At 45.0% G+C, this 21,637-nt stretch carries 11 protein-coding genes and 1 pseudogene; 10 read left to right on the top strand and 2 right to left on the bottom strand.

Features of this window, described 5'->3' with window-relative positions; translation table 11 throughout:
* The first annotated feature begins 81 nt into the window (after positions 1–81).
* The 3 genes from ACR64G_RS05605 to ACR64G_RS05595 all read left to right on the top strand — a co-directional run bounded on the left by ACR64G_RS05605 (position 82) and on the right by ACR64G_RS05595 (position 2,797).
* Positions 82–621, top strand: coding sequence for a peroxiredoxin-like family protein (locus ACR64G_RS05605; protein ID WP_435980521.1), 540 nt, complete (start codon positions 82–84; stop codon positions 619–621).
* Positions 622–1,042: 421 nt separating this feature from the next.
* Complete coding sequence (locus ACR64G_RS05600; protein ID WP_435980520.1) at positions 1,043–2,224, top strand: hypothetical protein; 1,182 nt, start codon at positions 1,043–1,045, stop codon at positions 2,222–2,224.
* A gap of 327 nt (positions 2,225–2,551) precedes the next feature.
* Positions 2,552–2,797: a hypothetical protein gene (locus tag ACR64G_RS05595; RefSeq protein WP_435980519.1), complete on the top strand. Its 246-nt coding sequence runs from the start codon at positions 2,552–2,554 to the stop codon at positions 2,795–2,797.
* Positions 2,798–2,975: 178 nt separating this feature from the next.
* Here the strand turns inward: ACR64G_RS05595 and ACR64G_RS05590 are convergent, their stop codons facing one another.
* Positions 2,976–9,011: a YadA-like family protein gene (locus tag ACR64G_RS05590; RefSeq protein ID WP_435980518.1), complete on the bottom strand. Its 6,036-nt coding sequence runs from the start codon at positions 9,009–9,011 to the stop codon at positions 2,976–2,978.
* Positions 9,012–9,755: 744 nt separating this feature from the next.
* On the opposite strand from ACR64G_RS05590, the gene ACR64G_RS05585 reads away from it, so the two are divergent.
* The 7 genes and pseudogenes from ACR64G_RS05585 to ACR64G_RS05555 form a co-directional block, all read left to right on the top strand.
* A complete protein-coding gene (locus tag ACR64G_RS05585) occupies positions 9,756–10,304 on the top strand; it encodes a Spy/CpxP family protein refolding chaperone (protein WP_435980517.1) in 549 nt (182 codons plus the stop codon).
* A 265-nt stretch (positions 10,305–10,569) separates the two neighbouring features.
* Positions 10,570–12,504 (top strand): gamma-glutamyltransferase, encoded by a 1,935-nt coding sequence (gene ggt / locus ACR64G_RS05580; RefSeq protein ID WP_435980516.1) that lies wholly within the window; start codon positions 10,570–10,572, stop codon positions 12,502–12,504.
* A gap of 288 nt (positions 12,505–12,792) precedes the next feature.
* On the top strand, positions 12,793–16,512 hold the full coding sequence (dnaE, locus tag ACR64G_RS05575; protein ID WP_435980515.1) for a DNA polymerase III subunit alpha: 3,720 nt from the start codon (positions 12,793–12,795) through the stop codon (positions 16,510–16,512).
* A gap of 69 nt (positions 16,513–16,581) precedes the next feature.
* The gene (locus ACR64G_RS05570) at positions 16,582–16,974 is read left to right on the top strand and encodes an Hpt domain-containing protein (protein WP_435980514.1); all 393 of its coding nucleotides are present in this window, start codon (positions 16,582–16,584) and stop codon (positions 16,972–16,974) included.
* Positions 16,975–17,051: 77 nt separating this feature from the next.
* Entirely contained in the window at positions 17,052–17,870 is an 819-nt protein-coding gene (locus ACR64G_RS05565) for an RNA methyltransferase (RefSeq protein ID WP_435980649.1), read from the top strand.
* A gap of 150 nt (positions 17,871–18,020) precedes the next feature.
* Positions 18,021–18,890 carry a serine O-acetyltransferase gene (gene cysE / locus ACR64G_RS05560; RefSeq protein WP_435980513.1) on the top strand — a complete coding sequence of 290 codons (870 nt, stop codon included), beginning with the start codon at positions 18,021–18,023 and terminating at the stop codon, positions 18,888–18,890.
* An 828-nt stretch (positions 18,891–19,718) separates the two neighbouring features.
* Positions 19,719–20,048, top strand: a pseudogene (locus ACR64G_RS05555) (septal ring lytic transglycosylase RlpA family protein); the annotation flags it as partial.
* Between the two features lie 96 nt (positions 20,049–20,144).
* On the opposite strand, the gene radA reads toward ACR64G_RS05555, so the two are convergent.
* Entirely contained in the window at positions 20,145–21,593 is a 1,449-nt protein-coding gene (gene radA / locus ACR64G_RS05550) for a DNA repair protein RadA (RefSeq protein WP_435980512.1), read from the bottom strand.
* Positions 21,594–21,637 lie beyond the last annotated feature (44 nt).

Below are 21,637 nucleotides of genomic sequence, written 5' to 3'. Positions count from 1 at the left end.
GTTCGTCAGCAAACACTCCTTGCTCTACTAATGAGTTGTTCAATTTAAATCACTTCAACACAAACTTTAAAGGATAAAAATATGCAATCAAATAACCCTCAAAAACTCCAGGCTGGCAGTCAATTCCCTGACATTCAGGTACAAATGTTAAATGGTGACATGACAACATTAGGTAAGCCTGAAAACGGTCATGACTGGAAGCTAGTAGTGGTCTATCGCGGTAAACATTGCCCAATCTGCACCAAATACCTTAACCAGTTAGAAACTGTAAAAGAATCATTTGCTGATGCAGGCGTAGATATTCTTGCTATATCAGGCGATAGCAAACAGCAGTTGCAAGCGCATTTAGAAGAACTAGAGGATGTCACCTTCCCGATGGCTTATGGCTTGACCGTTGAGCAGATGAACACGTTAGGACTTTATATCTCTGATCCGCGTTCAGAAAAAGAAACCGATCATCCCTTTGCTGAGCCAGGTGTATTTGTAATTAATGCTAAAGGCGAGATTCACATTATTGATATCTCAAACGCTCCTTTTGCAAGACCTGAGCTTGAAGCGCTTGCCAATGGCTTGTCCTTTATCCGAGAAAACGACTACCCTATCCGCGGTACCCATGGTTAAGTGACATTGATAAGATAGCAGCTGCTAACTATATAATTTATCATTTCATAGTTAACAGCTACTTTTATTCTCAGCGGCTCCTCTTAATGTGATCGCCCTACTAGCGGCTCCTCAAAATATTTTGTCTTATATCATCATACTGAATACGATACCTATTATATCAAAGCACTTTTCTATCTTAAAAATCAAACTTCTATCACCCATTCTTGTACCCAAATCATCTATTTAACGTTGCTACTACTGATTTTAGTTTTAGTATGTATGAATAGTAGTCAAATTACTGTTAAGAAAAATTTAAAACTCTTATATATGTCAATATATGATTGTATACCTGTCTGATGTTGGGTATTATTCGAGTATGCCTTACAAGGTGTTTACTTGAATTAAAAATACTGCTTGTCATTATGAGGGATGCAAAAAAATGAGTGATCTACTTGAGATTGAGATCAAGGACATACTACCGTCCGATGCAGTTCAAGACTGCTGTGATCTAGCGCTTTATCATAGACAAGAGACAGAATACCTTAGAAAAATTGCACCAGTTGTCATTGAGAGTCTCTCAGATACGAGATTGTTCCGAATGGGCTTGCCCAAATCTTTGGGCGGCTGGGAGGACACTCCAGTAGAAACCCTAAAAGTCTATGAACATCTAGCAAGCGCAGAGGCTTCTGCAGCTTGGATAGTTTGGAACAATCATTTGGCTTGTACTTTTGGGCGTTTCTTGGACGAAACCAGCATGAGAGAGGTTTATAAGGACTTCACTCACGTCTATGCCAACTCGGCACGTCCTGAAGGTACCGCGCAGATAGTCCCTAACGGGTATCTGGTATCTGGTCGATGGACTCTAGTATCTGGTTGCGAATTGGCAGATTGGTTTGTATTGCGATGTTTGGTGCTATCAGAAGAATCCCCAAAAACATTAGGGCCTAGCACGACTCTAAAGTTATTCTTTATTCCAAAAAAAGAGGTCGAAATCATAGATACTTGGGATGTTGGTGGTCTAAAGGGTACTGGCAGTCACGATGTGGTCGTAAAAGAAGCATTTGTAACGTCTCAATATGCGGTCGATTTCGATAGTCCAGTTGTCGTTGATAGCGCTTACAATCGCTTGCCTATTGGCTGTATAAATGCGGCGGGCTGTGCAGCAATGGCATTAGGCGTGCTAAAAGCTGCAACCGATGATTTGACAGATCTGTGTCTAGAAAAGGTGACACCAGGCAAGAACCCAGATCTGCGTGATCGAGCAACCGTACAGTCAACAATAGCCAAAAGTAGGACACTACTCGCCTCAAATCGTTTGCAACTACACAATAGCGTTGAGACCCTGTGGATAGAGGCTAACAATAAAAATACCTTTTCTGATAAGCAGCTTGCAGATGTTTGGGCTGCATCTTGCTCGGCAGCTACAGATGCTCGTACCATGGTTTCTGAGATTTATGCGGCAGCAGGTACCGCCTCTTTGTACAAAAAACATAGAATAGAGAGAGCGCATCGAGATGTTCATGCCATTTTGCAACATGGCATTATTCAGCCTCATTGGCTGACTCAAGCAGGTATGGCTTACGTTGGTTTAAAACCTACAGCTGCTATGTTTAGAGTTTAAGTCGTTTTTATTTGGAGAAACACAGGGCTTGCATCAACTCCAATAGTGCACTAGGGAATCTTCACTTTAGAGGCGGGACTTTAGTGCATTGCATTCATCTACATCTATTACGCTATCGCTAGTGTTATTGTGCGTTTATTTGGGATCGGATGAATAGATTTTTAAAACTGCAATTGCGTATTTTTGTTGCTATTCATTAATAGCGAATCAATATTTGTAAATGATACCCTATTTCATCTATACTGTTGTAGTTGTGTCTAATGGATTTAATCCTGTCCTGTTTTTTAGATTTCGATACTAGTAGAGAAAGTTTTAGAGGAGGCGGTTGTGGATGACAAAATGACGGGCAGCGCGTTGACCCGTGCCATGCTAAGACGTGGTGATCATGAAGTATGGTGCGCGGTTGATGATACTAGTGACGAACAAGCTATGAGAGATCACGTTAGCAATGATTTTACTACTCATATTGTATCTTTTAAAAATGGTAAGTTTCTTTGCATAGATGGTATGGAATGGTTCTTTGCAGTACCCGTCAAAATCATTGAATTGGCGCAGGAAGAAGTTGGCTTATAAATTTCTTCTTAAAATGAAGTACTATTCTTTACTAAGATTAAAAGTCTCTCGTTAGAGGCTTCTTTTGTATTTGCGACTACATATTATAGTTGTTAATTAAGTTAAGAAAACAATAAAAAACAAGGCATCTGGTGCCTTGTTTTTTAGTTAAAGGATTAGGAAATAGACCGTTATCTCATTAGTCAAAATGGAAACCTGCACCGACAGCGCCACCTACATTACCTTGAGTATCTGCTGTGCCATTTACTTTAATAACCCAGCGACCGTCGCCCGATAGCTTAGAGACCCCGATAGCTACTGCGCTTTCACCATTGTAAGTAGCGATACCACCGCCTACCATAGACTTACCGATGATATATGCTTGAGGTAGCGAAGACATTGCCATTGCTGCTGAAATACCTGCATTAGCGTCATCTTCAACTTCATCAATCTTATACCCCAAGTCGCTCATATTGCTATTAAGTCTATTATCTAGCGCACTCAATTGACCGTAATTCACCGCATCTGTTGCTTCTATACCATCTGCGACACCAGTAATACGTTGATCGCCAGCATTTATACCCTGACCTGTCATACTAGGTCCACCTTGCATCGAGATACCACTGCTGTTTATCACTGTGGAACCTGCGGCGATACTATCAACACTAATATTACCGTTTAGATCAAACTTGATGCTACTGCCATCAGCTGTAGTGGTAATATTTTCACTGCCCGTAAAACTAAGTACGCTATTGTCACCAATAGGTTTGTTAATAACATCGCCACTGTCAGCACCGAAGTTCAGACCTGCGTCGAGCTTGTCTTTATTCTCTGCAATGTTGGTTGTATTAGTAACGATATTTGTAGTATTGGTTCCAATACTGGTCGTGTTCGTTGCAATATTGGTCGTATTGGTTTCGATGTTTGTTGTATTGGTTGCGATGTTTTCATTAATGACGATCTCGCCTTGTTTGATAGAAGCAATTGCGCCATCAATGCTACTTTCGCCTGTACCGCCTATATTGCTGTTAGTAAAACTACCGTCTTCAGCATTGTAGACAGTGCTACCACCAATAATACTACTGATACCCGTGCCTTGTGCGAACATCTGACTACCGTTTATGGCGTCCTGAGAGCTTGAGGACACCTCACCATTTTGTACATTGGTAACTTTCATATCAGCGGCATTGATACCATCGCGGGTCATGTTAGGCCCGCCCACGATACTAAAGCCGTCGCCACTCACAATGCTTTGACCTGTCGTTAAACTATCAACTACGATATCTGAGTTAAGATCGAAGCTAAGATCGTTACCGCCTATTGCTCTAGACAGCGGGTTGACTCCTCGCGTAACGCTAATGTTACCGTCGGTATTACTCATATCGACATTACTATTGATAACTGATGTTGGCGTATCTCTTTGAGCACTCAAACTCCATCCTGTGTTTCCTGCTAAGGTTGCCTCTTGTAGTTGACCTACGTTCACGCCATCAGTCAGCTCCACTCCTCTACCAACATTACTAAGCACGTTACCGCCATTATCTAGACCCATACTGCTCAGCCTAACCGTGCGATTGCTATTACTGCCGACAAAGGTGAAACCGTCAGTATCTATGATACTGTTACCAATCTGCATACGTCCGTCGTTACCTAAGTTTAGCTGGTTGTTTAGCTGAATCTGAACGCCATCTTCAGAAGCGGTAGTAGTCAAGTTACTATCACCTGTAATGTTGATAGTATCACCTAAGGCGAATTGCTGATCGTTAGTGCTGTCTCCATCACCAATTTTGATACCTTTAGCAATATTCCCAGTATTGACACCAATATCTGTAGTATTGGTTTCAATGTCAGAAGTATTGGTGTCTACTTTAGTATTGGTGTCCGACAACTGGCCAAAATTCACCGCATCTTTTGGCGTTGAGCCATCTGCTACGTTGGTTATTTTGTTGCTACCATTATTTAGACCGTTGGCTGAGATACTTACGCCACTACCAAAGTTTGCACTATTGAGACCGGTTAGATCTTTGGCAAGTTTGACTGTTAGTGAATTGTCAGTATCATTTGCGATGACGCCGATGTTGTTATCAGAAGCAAGTCTGTTAGCATCAACCTCTCCACCTTTGATAGTCAGTTTTTCACCCATTTTACGAGTGACGGTAACTAGGGTATTGTCACCTGTGAAATCAAGACCTCTATCGACGGTTTGATTGATACTATTGTTAACCTCCAAGAGTTGCTCTTGGGTTGCTGCCACGCCGCCGGTATACGTCTCACTAGCATCAAAGGTTGTATTGCTCAAACCTGAGACCGTACCGTTTGTACCGTCGATCATTACTGGCATATCGTCACCGACAGTGATGATGTTAGCCAATCCAAGCTCGATACCATCATTGGTTGACAGCAATGTCGTAGTTAGATTGCTGTCTGTATTCAGCTTAATCTCTTCACCCAAATCAAAGGTCTTTTGAAGGGAGCTATTGACGTTGAACTTGATACCCTTAGCGATGTTGTCTTGGTTGGTTGTGATGTTGCCTTCGTTGGTGCTGACGTTTTGGTTGGTGGTATACAACTGGCTACCGTTAACCGCATCGCTGCTGTCACTTGCCAGAGTACCCGGTGCAATGTTGCTCAGTCGGGTTAGCGTACTGGTGCTACCACTCGCAGATTGCATAGAGGCGATGACGTCGAGTGCTGTGACAAGAGTGCCACTACCATCAGGGCTAGTGTTGAAGCTACCATCGGTCTGCTTGTAGAGTTTGTTGCCTGTAGTATCGGTATAGACAACGGGTGACTGGGCGCTCTCACTGAGGGATTGTGCGTCTACAGAAAGATCGAATACGCGAGCATCGCCTGAGGCAGTTTCGCTGACGCTGATGGAGTTGTTGTTCGAGGTCACTTGGGTACGCGAGCCATCGACGTAGGTTTTATTGGTCGCATCAGTCCCTACGGTTGGCGCATCGACTAGGGTGACTTTGGTAAAGGTGGGGGTGTCACTCATCTGTACGGTGACACCGTTCGCGGTTGTGACGGTGCTGATGTTTGTACTGTCGCCATTGATGTTAAAGGTTTGACCCAGCTCCCGATTGACGGTAGTACCACTGTCAGCGTCAAAGTTTAGACCGAGGTCTATAGTCGTATTGATGTCAGCATTGGCTTGTGAGAGTTGCTCTTGGGTTGCTGCCACGCCGCCGGTATACGTCTCACTAGCATCAAAGGTTGTATTACTTAAACCTGAGACCGTGCCGTTTGTACCGTCAATCATTACTGGCATATCGTCACCGACAGTGATGACATCCGCCAATCCAAGCTCGATACCGTCATTGGTTGACAACAATGTTGTGGTTAGATTGTCGTCTGTATTCAGCTTAATCTCTTCACCCAAGTCAAAGGTCTTTTGAAGGGCGCTATTGACGTTGAACTTGATACCCTTAGCGATGTTGTCTTGATTGGTTGTGATGTTGCCTTCGTTGATCGTGACGTTTTGGTTGGTGTCATACAACTGGCTACCGTTAACCGCATCGCTGCTACTGCTCGTAACCGCCCCATCTTTGACATTGATGATCTTTTTACCCGCATTGTTTAGACCTGCGGCAGTCAAGGTCACAGGGTTAAGTGGATTAAGACCGGTGACTACAACTCCTAAAGGCGTGACGACAGTATTGAGTATAACGTTACCCCCTGTTTTAACAGTACCTAACGCTCCTAAGTTAAGGTTGTTATTGAGCTTGATGGCTATCTTGTCATCGACTACTTGAGTAGTAATGTTGTTGTTTGAGCCAACAATATCGACCGCATCGCCTAGATTGCGCTGTACTTCATTATTATCAGCGGCTCTTAGCGCAAACCCAAGACTGGTAACGCCGCCAACCGCATTGTTTAGATCGCCTGCATTAACCGCATTCCTCTCGTTGGCCCCTAGTGTGATGTCACCTGCACTAGCTAGACCTGTGATTTGATTGTTGTTAAGGTCGATACCTTCAGTTGAGATGTTAACGCCGCCAAAGTCTGCACTATTTAGACCGGTTAGGTTCGGCGCCAATCCAAGCTCGATACCGTCATTGGTTGACAACGGCGTCGTAGTTAGATTGCTGTCTGTATTTAGTTTAATCTCTTCACCCAAGTCAAAGGTCTTTTGAAGGGAGTCGTTGACATTAAACTTGATACCCTTAGCGATGTTGTCTCTGTTAGTTGTGATGTTGCCTTCATTGGTGCTGACGTTTTGGTTGGTGGTATACAACTGGCTACCGTTAACGGCGTCGGTTGAGTCACTTGCCAAAGTACCAGGTGCGATGTTGCTCAGCGTGGTTGGGGTACTGGTGCTACCAGTCGCAGATTGCATAGAGGCGATGACGTCGAGTGCTGTGACAAGGTCGCCACTACCATCAGGGCTAGTGTTGAAGCTACCATCGGTCTGCTTGTAGAGTCTGTTGCCTGTAGCATCGGTATAGACGACTGGAGACTGGGCACTTTCACTGAGTGATTGTGCGTCTACAGAGAGGTCGAACACGCTAGCATCGCCTGAGGCGGTTTCGCTGACGCTGATAGAGTTGTTGTTCGAGGTCACTTGGGTACGCGAGCCATCAACGTAGGTTTTGTTGGTGGCATCAGTCCCTACTGTAGGAGCGTCAACTAGGGTGACTTTAGTAAAGGTAGGGGTGTCACTCATCTGTACGGTGACCCCATTCGCGGTTGTGACGGTGCTGATGTTTGTACTGTCGCCATTGATGTTAAAGGTTTGACCCAGCTCCCGATTGACGGTAGTACCACTGTCAGCGTCAAAGTTTAGACCGAGGTCAACAACGTTTGAGAGACCTCTTAGCTGAGCGACGTTGACCGCATCACTATCATTTTTACCTGCGGCAACTTTAACGATTTGACGGTTACCATCGGTATCGTTACCGACGGACACGGCGCCAAGTGACTCGCTTCTCGTAGAGGCGATACTATTTTGGTCAGCAAGTGTTGCACCTGTCGGAACGAAGCCTTCAGTCCCTACGCCACCTGCGATATTGGCAACTGACTTTGAACCCAAAGCCACACCGTCCATGACAGAAGCATTTGCGCCCGCGCCCAACGCTGATGCGCCTTTTTCACTGGCTGTCGCGGCGATACCAAATGCCGAAGACGCGGTGCCTGACGCACTTGAATGTATTCCTATGGCAGTTGCTAGATGACCATCTGAGCGTGATTTAGCACCCATTGCGATAGAAGCTGCACCGAGTGCTTGGGTATGCCCTGCATAGGAGTCATTGGGATCTAATAAATCGCGGCCGGCATATTCATTGAATACAGTGTTTACTGTGCCGCTGTTTAGAGCGTCATCAATATCACTGCCATCTACGTTGTATTTTGAAGCCAAATCTAGATCATCACCACCAATAGCGATAGAGGATGCCCCTATAGATACCACATTTGCGCCAATTGCGATGGATTGTGCACCTTTGGCAATTGTATTTTGTCCACTAGAGGCGCTACCGATAGCAATGGTCTGACTACCTATAGCGCGGGCATTTCGTCCCATAGCCATCGCATTCTGACCCGTTGCACCTTCGTTCAATTCATTAGCACCGCCGTCTGAATTGACACTATAGTACTTCACTTTATTCTCAGCGATACTACTATCGAGCTGCCTTACATTTACCGCATCTTTTGGATCAATACCATCTTCTACATTAGAGATTCTATTATTGCCGTTATTTAGGCCGGTATTGCTCAATGTAACATTGTTATTAGGGTCAATGGCTGACACCATAATGCCGGAGCTATCGATTAAAGTATCGCCTGTATTGAGACTACCATCAGCACCTAAATCAATGTCTTCGTCAAGCTTTACGGTTAGTGATCTGTCAGTATTACTAGCAGCAACACTGATATTCTTAGTATTTGGATCACCAGTGACGGTTTCGCCACCTTGAACTTTTAGTGTCTGGTTTCTATAAGTCGTATTTATATATACTTTTGGCGTTACCTCATCTCCAGCGAAGCTCATTCCACTAGGATAATAGTAATAATAGCCATTAGCAGCTGCGGGTATGGTCAATCCAGCCGCCAGCAGTCCAAGCCCTATAGCACTAAGACGTAGAGTATTAACAGCGGACAAGCTAGTACTGGTGTTAATACTTGCATTGGCACTCACGCTAGATTTTGATGATTTGCCGCGTGCTTTTGCGTATTCTGCAACAGCAGTAAAGCAGCCTAATGCCTCGTTCCAGATAACTTTAAAATTGCGGTTCATGATGTGTACTCCCTGACGTAATGAATAGGTATCAATTCAAATTCATGTTGTAGAGAGTAATGTGCAAGTAAAGGAAAACTGACTAAAGATCTAAGTATCACTGTTAGATCTTTAGGGTTTAGTTTACAACGGATTTATTACCCTCTTTATATAACAATAAATGAATATAAAGAGGTAATCAATCATTAAAATCGTATTTAGCTACCGTTCGTCGGATTATATGCTTGATATTGAATATAATTGTAGGCTCTTGTTTAGACTTTGTTTTTTGTCGATAAATGAACAGTTTTTGAGGCAAAAACAGAATCAAGGGCAATGAGTATTTACAACTATGACTCATACCTCACACGGCAATATCATCCGCACGAACAGTCCATTTATATCATTTTGTCTATTATAAATATTTACCTCACCCTTATGAGCCATAACCATCGACTATACAATAGCAAGACCATAGCCGCCTGTTTCGCGGGGGTAAGCAGAATCAAGGCGTACAAATAGTATTCTGGCCATACTTGTCTCTCCATTGCTTTAGCATCTATATCATCGGGCAAATGCTCTGTAGTTCGCCGCTCAAGTACCAAACGTTACCTTTCTTAATACTTCATAAAGTATCGCAACCTTTGACTGTCGTATTATAGTTTCAGTCATAACTTAAGTGTCAAAGTACATAAGATAAAATTTATGTCTTGAGCTTATACCCTTGCTTCGCAACATATAAATTAACTCTTTAAAGGAATTACAATGAAAAAATTACTACTAAGCACAGTACTCGCCGCCTCTAGCGTCTTTGCAATCACCGCTTGTACTAGCGTAGGTGCCAATACCGACACGCCTGCGACCACCCAAATGCAAAAGCAGCATAAAAACGGTATGAAAGATGGCGGTAGAGGATCTATGTCACAGCTTAATCTGAGTGCGACGCAGCAAGCACAGTTGCAAGCCCTTAAGCAAAATAATCGCAGCAATCGTATGCAAAATCGCGAGGCGATGCTCAATATCCTAACAGCCGATCAGCGTGCGCAATTAGCAACGATGCAATCAGAAAAGCAAGGCAAAGGCCATCGCCGCGGTGATCAAAAAGACGGCAAAAATAGTCCTTTTGCCCAGCTCAATCTAACCGCGGCGCAGCAAGCGCAAATTAAAGCCATTAGACAAACCAGCACAGGGGATCGTATGCAACAACATAATGCGATCATGCAAGTGCTCACCATCCAGCAGCGCGAGCAGTTAGAAACGCTCAAAGCCGATAGAATGGCTAAAGGTGGTCACACTCGTAACATGCAACACTAGACTGTAAGTTAAGATCAGAGACAAAAAAGCGCGCCGTTTAAGCGGCGCGCTTTTTGCACTTATAACTAATGGAATGACTCAATGTTATTTCTTTGGACTGCCAAAACGCTCTTGACTCATGAGTAGCATTCTAAATAGTATTTTGCCTATATTTAAAACAATCGACAGTATTAACTGCCGGCATGTTGGTGTTATTTATAGCATAAAAGATTACAAATGAGTAGTATGGAGGTAACTTTCTTAAATATATAAAAAAGGAATGCTGATGTCCTATTCGTTTTCTAAAACTCCCAGTAATGTTTTGAGCGCTACAGGCGGCGCAAGATTAAAATCTGCCCTATTGCTCGCGAGCAGTACACTTCTAGTGTCTATGTCAAGCCACGCGCTTGAACCTAGTGCTACCAATACTCTCAACGATACCTCAATCAATACCAGCGCCATTAATCTCGCTATCATGACGGACAACCCTACGGTAGTGCTTGAGACCAAGAGCATTACGCGAGCGAAAACCAATACGCTTACATCAACGACTAGCAATTCCAAATCCGATCAAGCTATCTACTCAGAAGATGCCATCCAGCATCCGATCTGGGCGCAGAATGGTATGGTCGCCACTCAAGAAGCATTAGCCTCTGATATTGGTCTAAAGATTCTAAAAGACGGTGGTAATGCGGTTGATGCTGGGGTCGCGGTTGGCTTTGCACTAGCAGTTACCCTGCCGCGCGCAGGTAACATTGGTGGTGGCGGCTTTATGATGATTTATGATGCCGCGCAGCGCAAAACGGTCGCGCTCGATTACCGCGAAAAAGCGCCAAGTAGCGCTACTCGTGATATGTATCTCGATGAGGATGGCAATGCTGTCAGTGATTTATCGCGCTATCATGGTTTAGCTGTTGGCGTACCGGGAACGGTAGCAGGTCTATTAAAAGCCTTGGAGGATCATGGCACCATGAGTCGCGGGCAAGTCATGGCGCCAGCGATTGCCTTAGCCGAGAACGGTATAGAAGTCACGGCGGGTTTGTCAGAGTCACTAGAGGCTTTGAGTGAACGCTTGCAAAAATGGCCGAGTACCAAAAAGGTGTTTTTTAAAGCGGATGGCAGCGCCTATCAACCGGGTGAGCGCTTAAAGCAACCCGAACTTGCCCGCTCGCTAAAACTTATCGCAGCCCGAGGCGTAGATGGCTTTTATAAAGGTGAGACGGCTCGTAAGCTGGTCAAAGCCGTCAACGACGCAGGTGGCAATATGAGCTTGCAGGATTTGGCTGATTATAAGGCTATTGCCCGCAAACCGGTAACGGGCGACTATCGCGGTTATGAGATCGTCTCTATGCCGCCGCCTTCCTCTGGTGGTATTCATATCGTGCAGATTTTGAATATATTAGAAGGCTATCCGCTAAAAGACTACGGACAAAATAGTGCGCAAACCATTCATTTAATGAGCGAAGCGATGCAATTGGCTTATGCCGATCGTGCTGAATATCTAGGCGATTCGGACTTTATTGATGTTCCTGCCAGCGGTCTGACCTCTCAGGCGTATGCCAATCAATTACGTACTTCAATTGATCCTAATAAAGCCACACCAGCTGCTACCATTAAAGCCAACAATCCCCTACCCTACGAGAGCGATCAAACGACCCATTTCTCTATCGTAGATAAAGACGGCAATGCTGTGGCGAATACTTATACGCTCAATTTCTCTTATGGTACTGGTCTTGTCGCAGAAGGCACAGGCATATTACTTAATAATGAGATGGATGATTTCTCAGCCAAGCCGGGCGTACCTAACGCTTATGGATTATTGGGCGGTGAGGCAAACGCCGTTGAGCCTAACAAGCGTCCTTTATCCTCTATGAGCCCCACTATAGTCTTTAAAGACAGCAAACCATTTATCGTCACAGGTAGTCCGGGCGGTAGTCGTATCATTACCACCGTTACCCAAATCATCTCCAACGTCATCGATCACAATATGAATATCGCTGAGGCCACCCATGCGCCGCGCATCCATGATCAATGGCTACCAGATGAGATTCGCGTAGAGAAAGCGCTAAATATCGATACGGTCAAAAAACTTGAATCGATGGGACATACCGTCAGTCCAAAAGCCGCTATGGGCTCAACGCAGTCTATTATGCTAACGCCAAATGGGGTATATGGGTCGTCAGATCCGCGTATTGTCGATGCGGCAGTGGTTGGGTATTAGACAAAGGACTCTTTAGAGTAAAAAATACTTTGCATAAAATTGACTCCCTATAACCATAAAGGTAGGGGGTTTTTTATTGACGATTTCGTCGTTGATATATCTTCTCTTGACAGATTAATCAGCTGCAATCAGTGGTTGTCTATAGCAAACAATGCTATTATAAAGGGCTCAATTCAAAAAAATTAAGCTTCATTGTTAGTGTGTTTTTATAGACTAAAAATACAGTTAAACATTTGATAATAATATAGTTATTACCTATTCCACTGCTTGCATCTCTAAGAGTCTTTTATGGCATTTGTACACCTCGGCATTCATAGCGAATATTCCATTACTGATTCTATCGTCCGTATCAAGCCGCTAGTGAAAGCGGCATCGGCTGATGATCAGCGCGCGCTCGCGTTAACTGACTTGTCCAACCTCTATGCGACGGTAAAGTTTTACCGTGCTTGTCTGAATGAGGGCATCAAGCCAATTATCGGTAGCGAGATCATCATGGATAATGACGATTCGCGTTTGCTGCTGCTGGCGATGAATAATGAGGGCTATCAAAATATCACGCGTATTGTCTCGCTTGGGTTCACTGAGGGGCGCGCTGATCCTGTTAATCTTGGTATTCCTATCGTCAAACGTAGCGACATATTAGATCATGCGGCAGGCGTTATCATACTTTTTACTGAAAAGTCCGATGTCGGACAAGCGCTTGTGGGTTCTATGCCTGAGCGTGCTGATGAATTGGTTATTGAGTGGCAAGCACAGTTTGCTGATCGACTATACTTTGCGATCAAGCGCACCAATCGTTCAGGCGAAGATGCCTTTATCAGCGCTGCTATCCGTGCGGGAGCCAAGCACAATATTCCTATCATTGCCCATAATGATGTCCGGTTTATGGCGCAAGAGGATTTTGATGCCCATGAGGCGCGCGTATGTATCGCAGGCTCTTATGTCCTCGCAGATCAAAGCCGCCCGCAGCTGTATTCAGATGAGCAGTATCTCAAGACGCAAGCGCAAATGGCGCAGCTGTTCGCTGATATACCACAAGTTGTTGACAATACTGTACGCCTTGCCACACGTTGCAACGTGGTCTTAAAGCTAGGTATTAATGTACTGCCCGACTTTCCTGTGCCTGAAGGCGAGACCACAGAATCCTTCTTTCGCTCAGAGTCGCAGCGCGGACTTGAGCGACGTTTAGATAAGTTATTTCCGACAGATCAACGTAGTGATAATTGGGCAGATATTCGTCAGAGATATGATGAACGCTTAGAATACGAGCTCGATATCATTTTATCGATGGGATTCCCAGGTTACTTCTTGATCGTTATGGACTTTATTCGCTGGGCCAAAGCCAATGGTGTGCCAGTCGGTCCAGGTCGTGGTTCTGGTGCAGGATCACTCGTTGCTTATGCGCTGAACATCACTGACCTTGACCCTATTCATTACGATCTGTTGTTCGAGCGATTTTTGAACCCAGAGCGGGTCTCTATGCCTGATTTTGATATTGACTTTTGTATCGAAGGTCGTGATCGGGTCATAGAGTATGTCGCGCAAACTTATGGCCGTGAAGCGGTGTCGCAAATTATTACCTTTGGTACGATGGCGGCAAAGGCGGTCGTACGAGATGTGGCTCGCGTCCAAAGTAAGTCGTACTTTCTTGCCAGCAAATTATCTAAGCTCATTCCCAAAACGCCCGGCATTACGCTCAGTCAAGCACTCGAACAAGAGCCGCAGCTCAAAGACCTTATCTCCAATCCCAACAATATGGATTATGAAGATGCGATCGAGATTTGGGAGATGGCGATTAAGTTGGAAGGCGTGTGCCGAAACGTAGGTAAGCACGCAGGCGGCGTATTAATTGCGCCAAATAGAATCACAGATTTTAGCGCAATATATTGTGATGATGATGGACACCGCGTCAGTCAATTTGACAAAGACGATGTTGAAGATGTGGGTCTGGTCAAGTTTGACTTTTTGGGGCTGCGTAATCTAACCGTTATCGATGCAGCGGTCAAAAATATCAATCAGCGCCGCGTCCGTGAAGGCATCGATGAACTCATATTAGAAGACTTGCCACTAGATGATGCAAAAGCCTATAAGCTATTGCAAGATGCCAAGACGACAGCAGTGTTTCAGTTAGAGAGCATGGGTATGAAAAAATACCTCGCTAAGTTACAACCCACCAATATCGAAGACGTTATCGCCATGTGTGCGCTGTACCGCCCAGGGCCGCTCGATGCGGGCATGGTAGAGATGTATATCGACCGCAAGCACGGGCGCGAAGAGGTCATCTATGATCATCCCAATCTTGAGCCCATACTCGAAAATACTAATGGCGTTATTGTCTATCAAGAACAGGTGATGCAGATATCGCAAGTCATGGCAGGTTATAGCTTGGGCGGGGCTGATATGCTACGCCGCGCTATGGGTAAAAAGAAACCTGAAGAGATGGCCAAGCAGCGCGATATTTTTGTCACAGGTGCCACCGATCAAGGTATTGACGAGGTGACCTCTGGCGGCGTCTTTGATTTAATGGAAAAGTTCGCAGGTTACGGTTTTAACCGATCGCACTCGGCCGCCTACGGTGTGCTCGCTTATCAGACGGCTTATCTCAAGCAGTACTACCCAAGCGAATTTATGGCGGCGGTGCTCACATCCGATATGAACAACACCGACAACGTCGTGTTCTTTATCAATGATTGCCGTGAGAATTTTGGTCTGACTGTGGTCAATCCGTCGGTCAATCGTAGTGAATGGCGCTTTGTCGCGGATACGCCAACCAATATCATTTATGGGCTTGGGGCGATTAAAGGCGTTGGCGAAGGCGCTGTTGAGTCTATCGTTGATGCGCGTCACACGGATGGCTCATTTAAAGATCTCTATGACTTTTGTCGCCGCGTCGATATCAAAAAAGTTAATAAACGCACCCTTGAAGCTTTAGTCAGCGCAGGTTGTTTCGATGACTTTGCTGTTACTTTACGACCTGATTTGCCAGCGGACGAAGCTTACGAGATTCGCGGGGCGCTGATGAGTCAGTTGCCAAGCGCGGTACAAGCGGCTGAACAAGATCGTCAAAACAATGAGCTTGGCATGATGGACTTGTTTGGTGAGATGGATGGTGTGGTCGCCGCCCCGCCTCTCAAAATGACCCCTGATCTGATTTGGGGTGATAAGCATCGTCTAAAAGCAGAGAAAAACACCTTAGGTCTGTACCTGACAGGCCATCCCATCAATGAGTATTTAGATGAGCTTAAACGCTACACTTCAGGCACAAGACTCAATACCTTGACGGATACGGGCTATAATGGCAGCTGCTATTTTTCAGGTCTCATTATAGATATGGCAAACTTTGGCAATCGCCATGTCATTACGTTAGACGATGGTACCTCAAGGCTTGAGGTCAGCTGCTACGCTGAGCGGTTTAACCGTGTAAAAGAGCAATTAAAGGTCGATGAAGTCGTCATCATCAAAGGTAGTATCCGTGAGCGTGAAGGTCGCCTTTTTGCCCGTCTCGATAATGCTATGAGTATCGTTGATGCTCGCCTGCGTTGGATGAAAAAGATCAGCATCAAAGTTCATGGCAGCGATATCACTCTATTAAACCGATTACAGCCCCTACTCAAAGCGGCGCAAGTGGATACCATACCTACGCCGCGCATACCCTCTAATGACGATCAAGATCAAAGCGAGAGCAATGCTTATGATTCTGCTATAGGCGGTAGTTTGTATGACGAGAGCGGTAATGATCTACTGGCGCTAGAGCACGGCATGAGTCAACAGCCTACTCATCAAAACAGCAATGATAGCTCAAACTCAAACTACGCCAATCAAGCTTTGAGTAATACCGACGACTCCATTAATGACAACTGCTTGCCGCTTGGTCTGAGTGTCTATGATATATACGGCATCGCTAATGTAGGGCTGTCCGAGCACTGGCGCGTGTATCCTAACGATGATAATTTACAACAACTAAAAAGCATGATCGATGAAGATAGCTTGCATTTTCACTACAGCTAGCTATTTTTATAGTCAACTTTTATCGTTTAGATTATACTGTTTATTTTAATTTTAATTGGGTACTAGATCATGGACGATATCTCAAACTTAACGGCGCAAAATCATACCAGTCATCATTTTGATGCAGGCATTATCGATCAAGAACAATTTGAGGACATGCGCGACTTACTAGAAGAGGACTTTGCTGATTTGGTTCAAATGTACATTACCGATAGCGAAAAACGCGTGCTAGACTTAAGCGCCGCATTACAAGCAGATGACAATGCCAATGGCTTCGAGATTGCTCATGCGCTAAAAGGTGCCAGCGCCAATCTAGGCACCACGCAGCTCATGACTTTGAGTAGTCAACTACAAGAGGCCTGCCGTGCCCGGTGTATCGGTGAGCAGGCCGAACTGATTGAAGCGCTATCAGCGGCACTAAAGCGCGCAGAACTTGAAATAAATAAACGATTGGAATCTTAATGCCCAAAGACGTCCTGATCTCGACAGCACCATCACACCTTGATATAAGCGACTATTTGGCATGTCTGCAAGTAGTCATGGTCAACACCACTTTACCTGCTAACATTGGTTCTGCCGCGCGTGCTATGCATACCATGGGTCTATCGCGCCTCAGCGTTGTCGATCCTAAACTGCCGATTGATGATAGCAGCGTATCGCACGCCGCAGGTGGTAGTGAGCTATTAGCCTCAGCACTGATAACGCCGACGCTTGAGACAGCGATAGCAGGTTGTCAGCTAGTGTTTGCCGCCAGCAGTCGTAGCCGCCATTTGCCGCGCCCTGTAGTCACACCCACCCAAGCGGCCAAGATCATGTTTGACTTTATTGATCAGCAGTGCTCTAGCACTGACCCTAAGCAAGCAAACCCTTCTAAAACTACTAATAGCCAGCTAAATATTGCCATCTTATTCGGCCGTGAAGATCGCGGTTTGACCAATGAAGAGCTAGCGGTCGCAGATTATCATATCCAAATTGATGCCAATCCTGCCTACCCTGTACTCAATGTTGCCTCAGCCGTACAAGTCATCGCCAGTTTTATTTATGCTTACGCGCAAACACATTTACAAACGGACGATAGTCAACATAAACAAAGTATTAATAAAAGCAACCAAAATACCGCCTCCTCTATGATAGATCTTCATCTGCGTCAGCAGTGGGATGAGCCAGCTATCAGTCAGCAGCAATTACAGCAGCTCACCCAGCGTGTTACTGACCTTATGGTCAAGCGCGACCTTGCTGATAGTGACAATCTTAGATCTTTACCATCGCGATTATCTCGGCTTGGCTCACGGCTACAGCTGGATCAAAAAGAGTATCAGCTGCTCAGTGCCTTGATAGCTAAGCTTATAAAAGAGTAGCATATTTCAATTGTGTTTTGACTCTGATAACTGGGCTTTAGATACCAAAACAGTTACAACTTTGTTATTGCCTTTATGATGTCGCAGACTGCTATCATAGTCAGAAGCCTAACCATAAAAATGATTATTTTTGATAAAAAGGAATGCCTTATGTCATTCACGACCTGGTTCAAATCATTCTCGCGTGTCAAAAAAGAACTTAAAGAGGACATCGAAGCAGTTTTCACCCGCGACCCTGCAGCGCGCAACAGCCTAGAGGTGATATTGACCTATCCTGGTATCCACGCGCTTATCTTGCATCGCAGTGCTCATTACCTGTGGGAGCATGATCAAAAACTTGCAGCTCGTACTATCTCTTATGGCTCGCGTATCATCACTGGTATCGAAATTCATCCCGCAGCCAAAATTGGTAGACGTTTTTTTATTGATCATGGTGTTGGTGTCGTCATAGGCGAAACCGCTGAGATTGGTAATGATGTGACTTTATACCATGGCGTCACCTTGGGCGGGGTCTCATGGAATAATGGCAAACGTCATCCAACGTTAGAAGATGGCGTGACAGTTGGTGCGGGCGCTAAAGTCTTAGGGCCGTTTACCGTAGGCAAAAATGCCAAGATAGGTTCAAATGCGGTCGTCGTTAAACCAGTACCAGAGAATGCTACGATGGTTGGTAATGCGGCGCGTATGATATCTGATCTGCATGATGAAAAGGGCAATCCTATTACGCCTAAGGCGCAGGCTGATAAACAAAAAGACAAAACGAGTAATAGCCGCGCGACCACTTTTCAAGCTTATGGTATTGACCCCTACTCACAAGACCCCGTTGCTGAAGCCTTTGCTAAGATGCTTGAGCACATTCAGCAGTCTGAAACCCGTCTCGATCAGATGCAAGCCGCTATGTGCGAAATAGACCCAAGCTTTTGCAAAAAGGAATATAACAAATTGTGTCTTAAGGATTTGGACGTAATTGGTCAAAATGACATTGATGGTCTAGAAGATAGTGATACGGGACAAAGGTAATATCAGAAATATTTTAGATGCCTTTGCCAAGATATCACTTTTGAAACATGACTTGGCAGAGGCATCGACTGTAACAAGTCATCGGTACACTTATCTATCAAGTTTTAACGAGCCTAGTTGTTCTGCTGAACTGGGATTTGCTAGGCAGAGTATTTTTGGATTCCAAGCGACTACTTACTCAATTAGTACTACTCGTATCATAATTTCGAACATCAAAATCAACAGAGTACAATTTAGTTTATATACTGACTAAACAATAATTTGTTTGTTTCTGATAACTTTCTCTATTGTTTCTCAATTACTACACTTACTGTTAATTTACACTTACAGATTTTAACGCTTGTCTTTTTTATCACTATACGTTAACCTCTTTTAAATAGATTCGATACACAAGTTGTACAAAGCTACTGTCAAAGATAGCATTAAATAATCATTTAGTTATAACTTGTAAGTATAGTCAGCGATGTTAGAACATTCTAACAGCGCTATGCTTAATCTACCATCAAGGGATTGAGCGTCAACGTACAAGTTATAGAGGTATTTATGAATAAGCGTCTATCTGGTTTACTTACGATGTCAGTTTGTCTGTTTGCAGGCTCTACGCTCGCGGTCAATGTGAACGCAGCAGAAGCGCCAAGTGCCTATACCACGTTCTCTCAAGACAATAGCTCTCATATTGATCGTGTCTTAAGTGAGCTTTCTCGTCAGCATGATGGGGCATCAAGTCTTGTCAAATCTGCTCGTCAGCCTACCTCTTTAGCCCTCAATAGCTCATTACTGACTAGTGATACCTCTAGTGTTAGCGATGACGGGGACGTATTAGAGCGTTTAACCGCATCAGCCTCTAACTCTTTGAGCAAGTTCACTCAAAGTGGTTTGGCTTCTTGGTATGGTCGTAAGTTCCATGGTCGCAAAACTGCTAGCGGTGAGACTTTCGATATGAATGCCCTAACAGCAGCGCATCGCTCATTGCCCCTCAACTGCTATGTTAAAGTCACTAACAAAACTAATGGCAAAAGTGTTGTAGTAAAGGTTAATGATCGTGGTCCTTTCCATGGCAATCGCGTTTTAGACTTATCTTATGGCGCTGCCAAAAAGCTTGGTATTACTAGTAAAGGCGTCGGCAACGTCTCTATCGAGCGCGTATCAGGACCCTAAATTTTTAATTTGTTTTACTACTACTACAAAAAAGCGCCCAACTTATAAGTTAGGCGCTTTTTTGTAGTAGTAGCTTGTTACTTTTGCAAGACACTCTTAGTTTTCTATATCAAAAGCATTTTGAATAGCATCATCAAGGCGCTCGACCGCAATCACATTAATACCTTTGAATTGAGCCGAGTTTTTTGCAGGCGCATTGGCTTTTGGCACAATAGCATGTTTAAAGCCGTGCTTCATCGCCTCTTTTAAGCGCTCTTGACCATTGGGTACAGGACGTATCTCGCCTGATAACCCGACCTCTCCAAATACCGCTAATGATGAAGGCAAAGCGCGCTCTTTTATACTAGAGGCGCAAGCGAGCAGTACCGCTAAATCAGAGCCTGTCTCTATCACCTTGACTCCGCCGACGACATTGACGTAAACATCTTGCCCGCTAGTATGAATACCGCCGTGTCGATGCATGACCGCAAGCAGCATAGATAAGCGCTGAAAGTCCAAGCCTAACGCCATACGCCTTGGCTGCCCCTGTGAGTCATCAACTAGTGCTTGCACCTCAACCAATAGCGGGCGTGTACCTTCACGGCTTACCATGACCACTGAACCTGCGACAGGTTTGTCATAACGGCTCAAAAATATTGCTGACGGGTTAGCGACTTCTTTAAGACCCATATCAGTCATGCCAAAGATACCCAGCTCATTGACTGCGCCAAAGCGATTTTTGACCGCGCGTATCATCCGAAACCTCGAATCAGACTGTCCTTCGAAATACAATACAGTATCGACCATGTGCTCAAGTACTCGCGGGCCTGCAAGCGTTCCTTCTTTGGTCACGTGACCGACTAAGAATAGCGCTGTCCCTGTTTGCTTAGCATAACGGGTCAAAATCGCTGCCGACTCTCGAATTTGACTTACGCCGCCTGGCGCTGAATTAATCGCATCGGTATAGATAGTCTGAATAGAATCAATAATGGCAATAGCAGGCTGTTCTTGAGTCAAAGCGGCGCATATGGTTTCGACATTGGTCTCAGCGAGCACTCTAAGTCGATCTGCGGGCAACTCTAAGCGCTTGGCGCGCATAGCTACCTGTGCCAAGGATTCCTCTCCTGTGACATAGAGCGCGCTACCTGCTAGCGAGTCAGCGCGCGCCATATTGGTCGCCGTCTGTAGCAAGATAGTTGACTTACCAATACCAGGATCGCCGCCGATCAGTACTACGGAACCTGCTACCAAACCGCCGCCGAGTACCCGGTCAAATTCACTGATACCAGTAGGCAGGCGCGTATCCAAGGTTACACTAACCGCATTAAGCGGCATAACCGCACTATGAGTACCTGAATAATTACCGCCAGTGGTCGTGCCATTAGGGGGATGACGCGGTGCGGCTCTCGGTGCGCTTTTTGCGCTGGCTTTGTTATGGTGCGGCATGCTCACGTTTGGCGCTTCAACCAAACTGTTCCACTCAGAGCAATCAGAACACTGACCTGCCCATTTACCAAAATGAGCCCCGCAACTTTGGCAGACATAGCTGCTTTTGTTTTTTGCCATAGAAGATAAACCTTATTTAGCGCACTCCTGAGACGTACGCTGTA

The sequence above is a fragment of the Psychrobacter sp. DM4 genome, from assembly GCF_051307035.1.
In the GTDB taxonomy this organism is placed as follows: Bacteria; Pseudomonadota; Gammaproteobacteria; order Pseudomonadales; family Moraxellaceae; genus Psychrobacter.
The sequence above is the reverse complement of the archived record's forward strand: the minus strand, read 5'-3'. Positions and strand labels throughout refer to the sequence as shown.

Coding starts and splice junctions, on each gene's coding strand:
- dnaE (WP_435980515.1), top strand. CDS start 12,793: ATGGCATTTGTACACCTCGGCATTCATAGCGAATATTCCATTACTGAT.
- ACR64G_RS05585 (WP_435980517.1), top strand. CDS start 9,756: ATGAAAAAATTACTACTAAGCACAGTACTCGCCGCCTCTAGCGTCTTT.
- ACR64G_RS05605 (WP_435980521.1), top strand. CDS start 82: ATGCAATCAAATAACCCTCAAAAACTCCAGGCTGGCAGTCAATTCCCT.
- ACR64G_RS05570 (WP_435980514.1), top strand. CDS start 16,582: ATGGACGATATCTCAAACTTAACGGCGCAAAATCATACCAGTCATCAT.
- ACR64G_RS05590 (WP_435980518.1), bottom strand. CDS start 9,011: ATGAACCGCAATTTTAAAGTTATCTGGAACGAGGCATTAGGCTGCTTT.
- cysE (WP_435980513.1), top strand. CDS start 18,021: ATGTCATTCACGACCTGGTTCAAATCATTCTCGCGTGTCAAAAAAGAA.
- ACR64G_RS05565 (WP_435980649.1), top strand. CDS start 17,052: ATGGTCAACACCACTTTACCTGCTAACATTGGTTCTGCCGCGCGTGCT.
- radA (WP_435980512.1), bottom strand. CDS start 21,593: ATGGCAAAAAACAAAAGCAGCTATGTCTGCCAAAGTTGCGGGGCTCAT.
- ggt (WP_435980516.1), top strand. CDS start 10,570: ATGTCCTATTCGTTTTCTAAAACTCCCAGTAATGTTTTGAGCGCTACA.
- ACR64G_RS05600 (WP_435980520.1), top strand. CDS start 1,043: ATGAGTGATCTACTTGAGATTGAGATCAAGGACATACTACCGTCCGAT.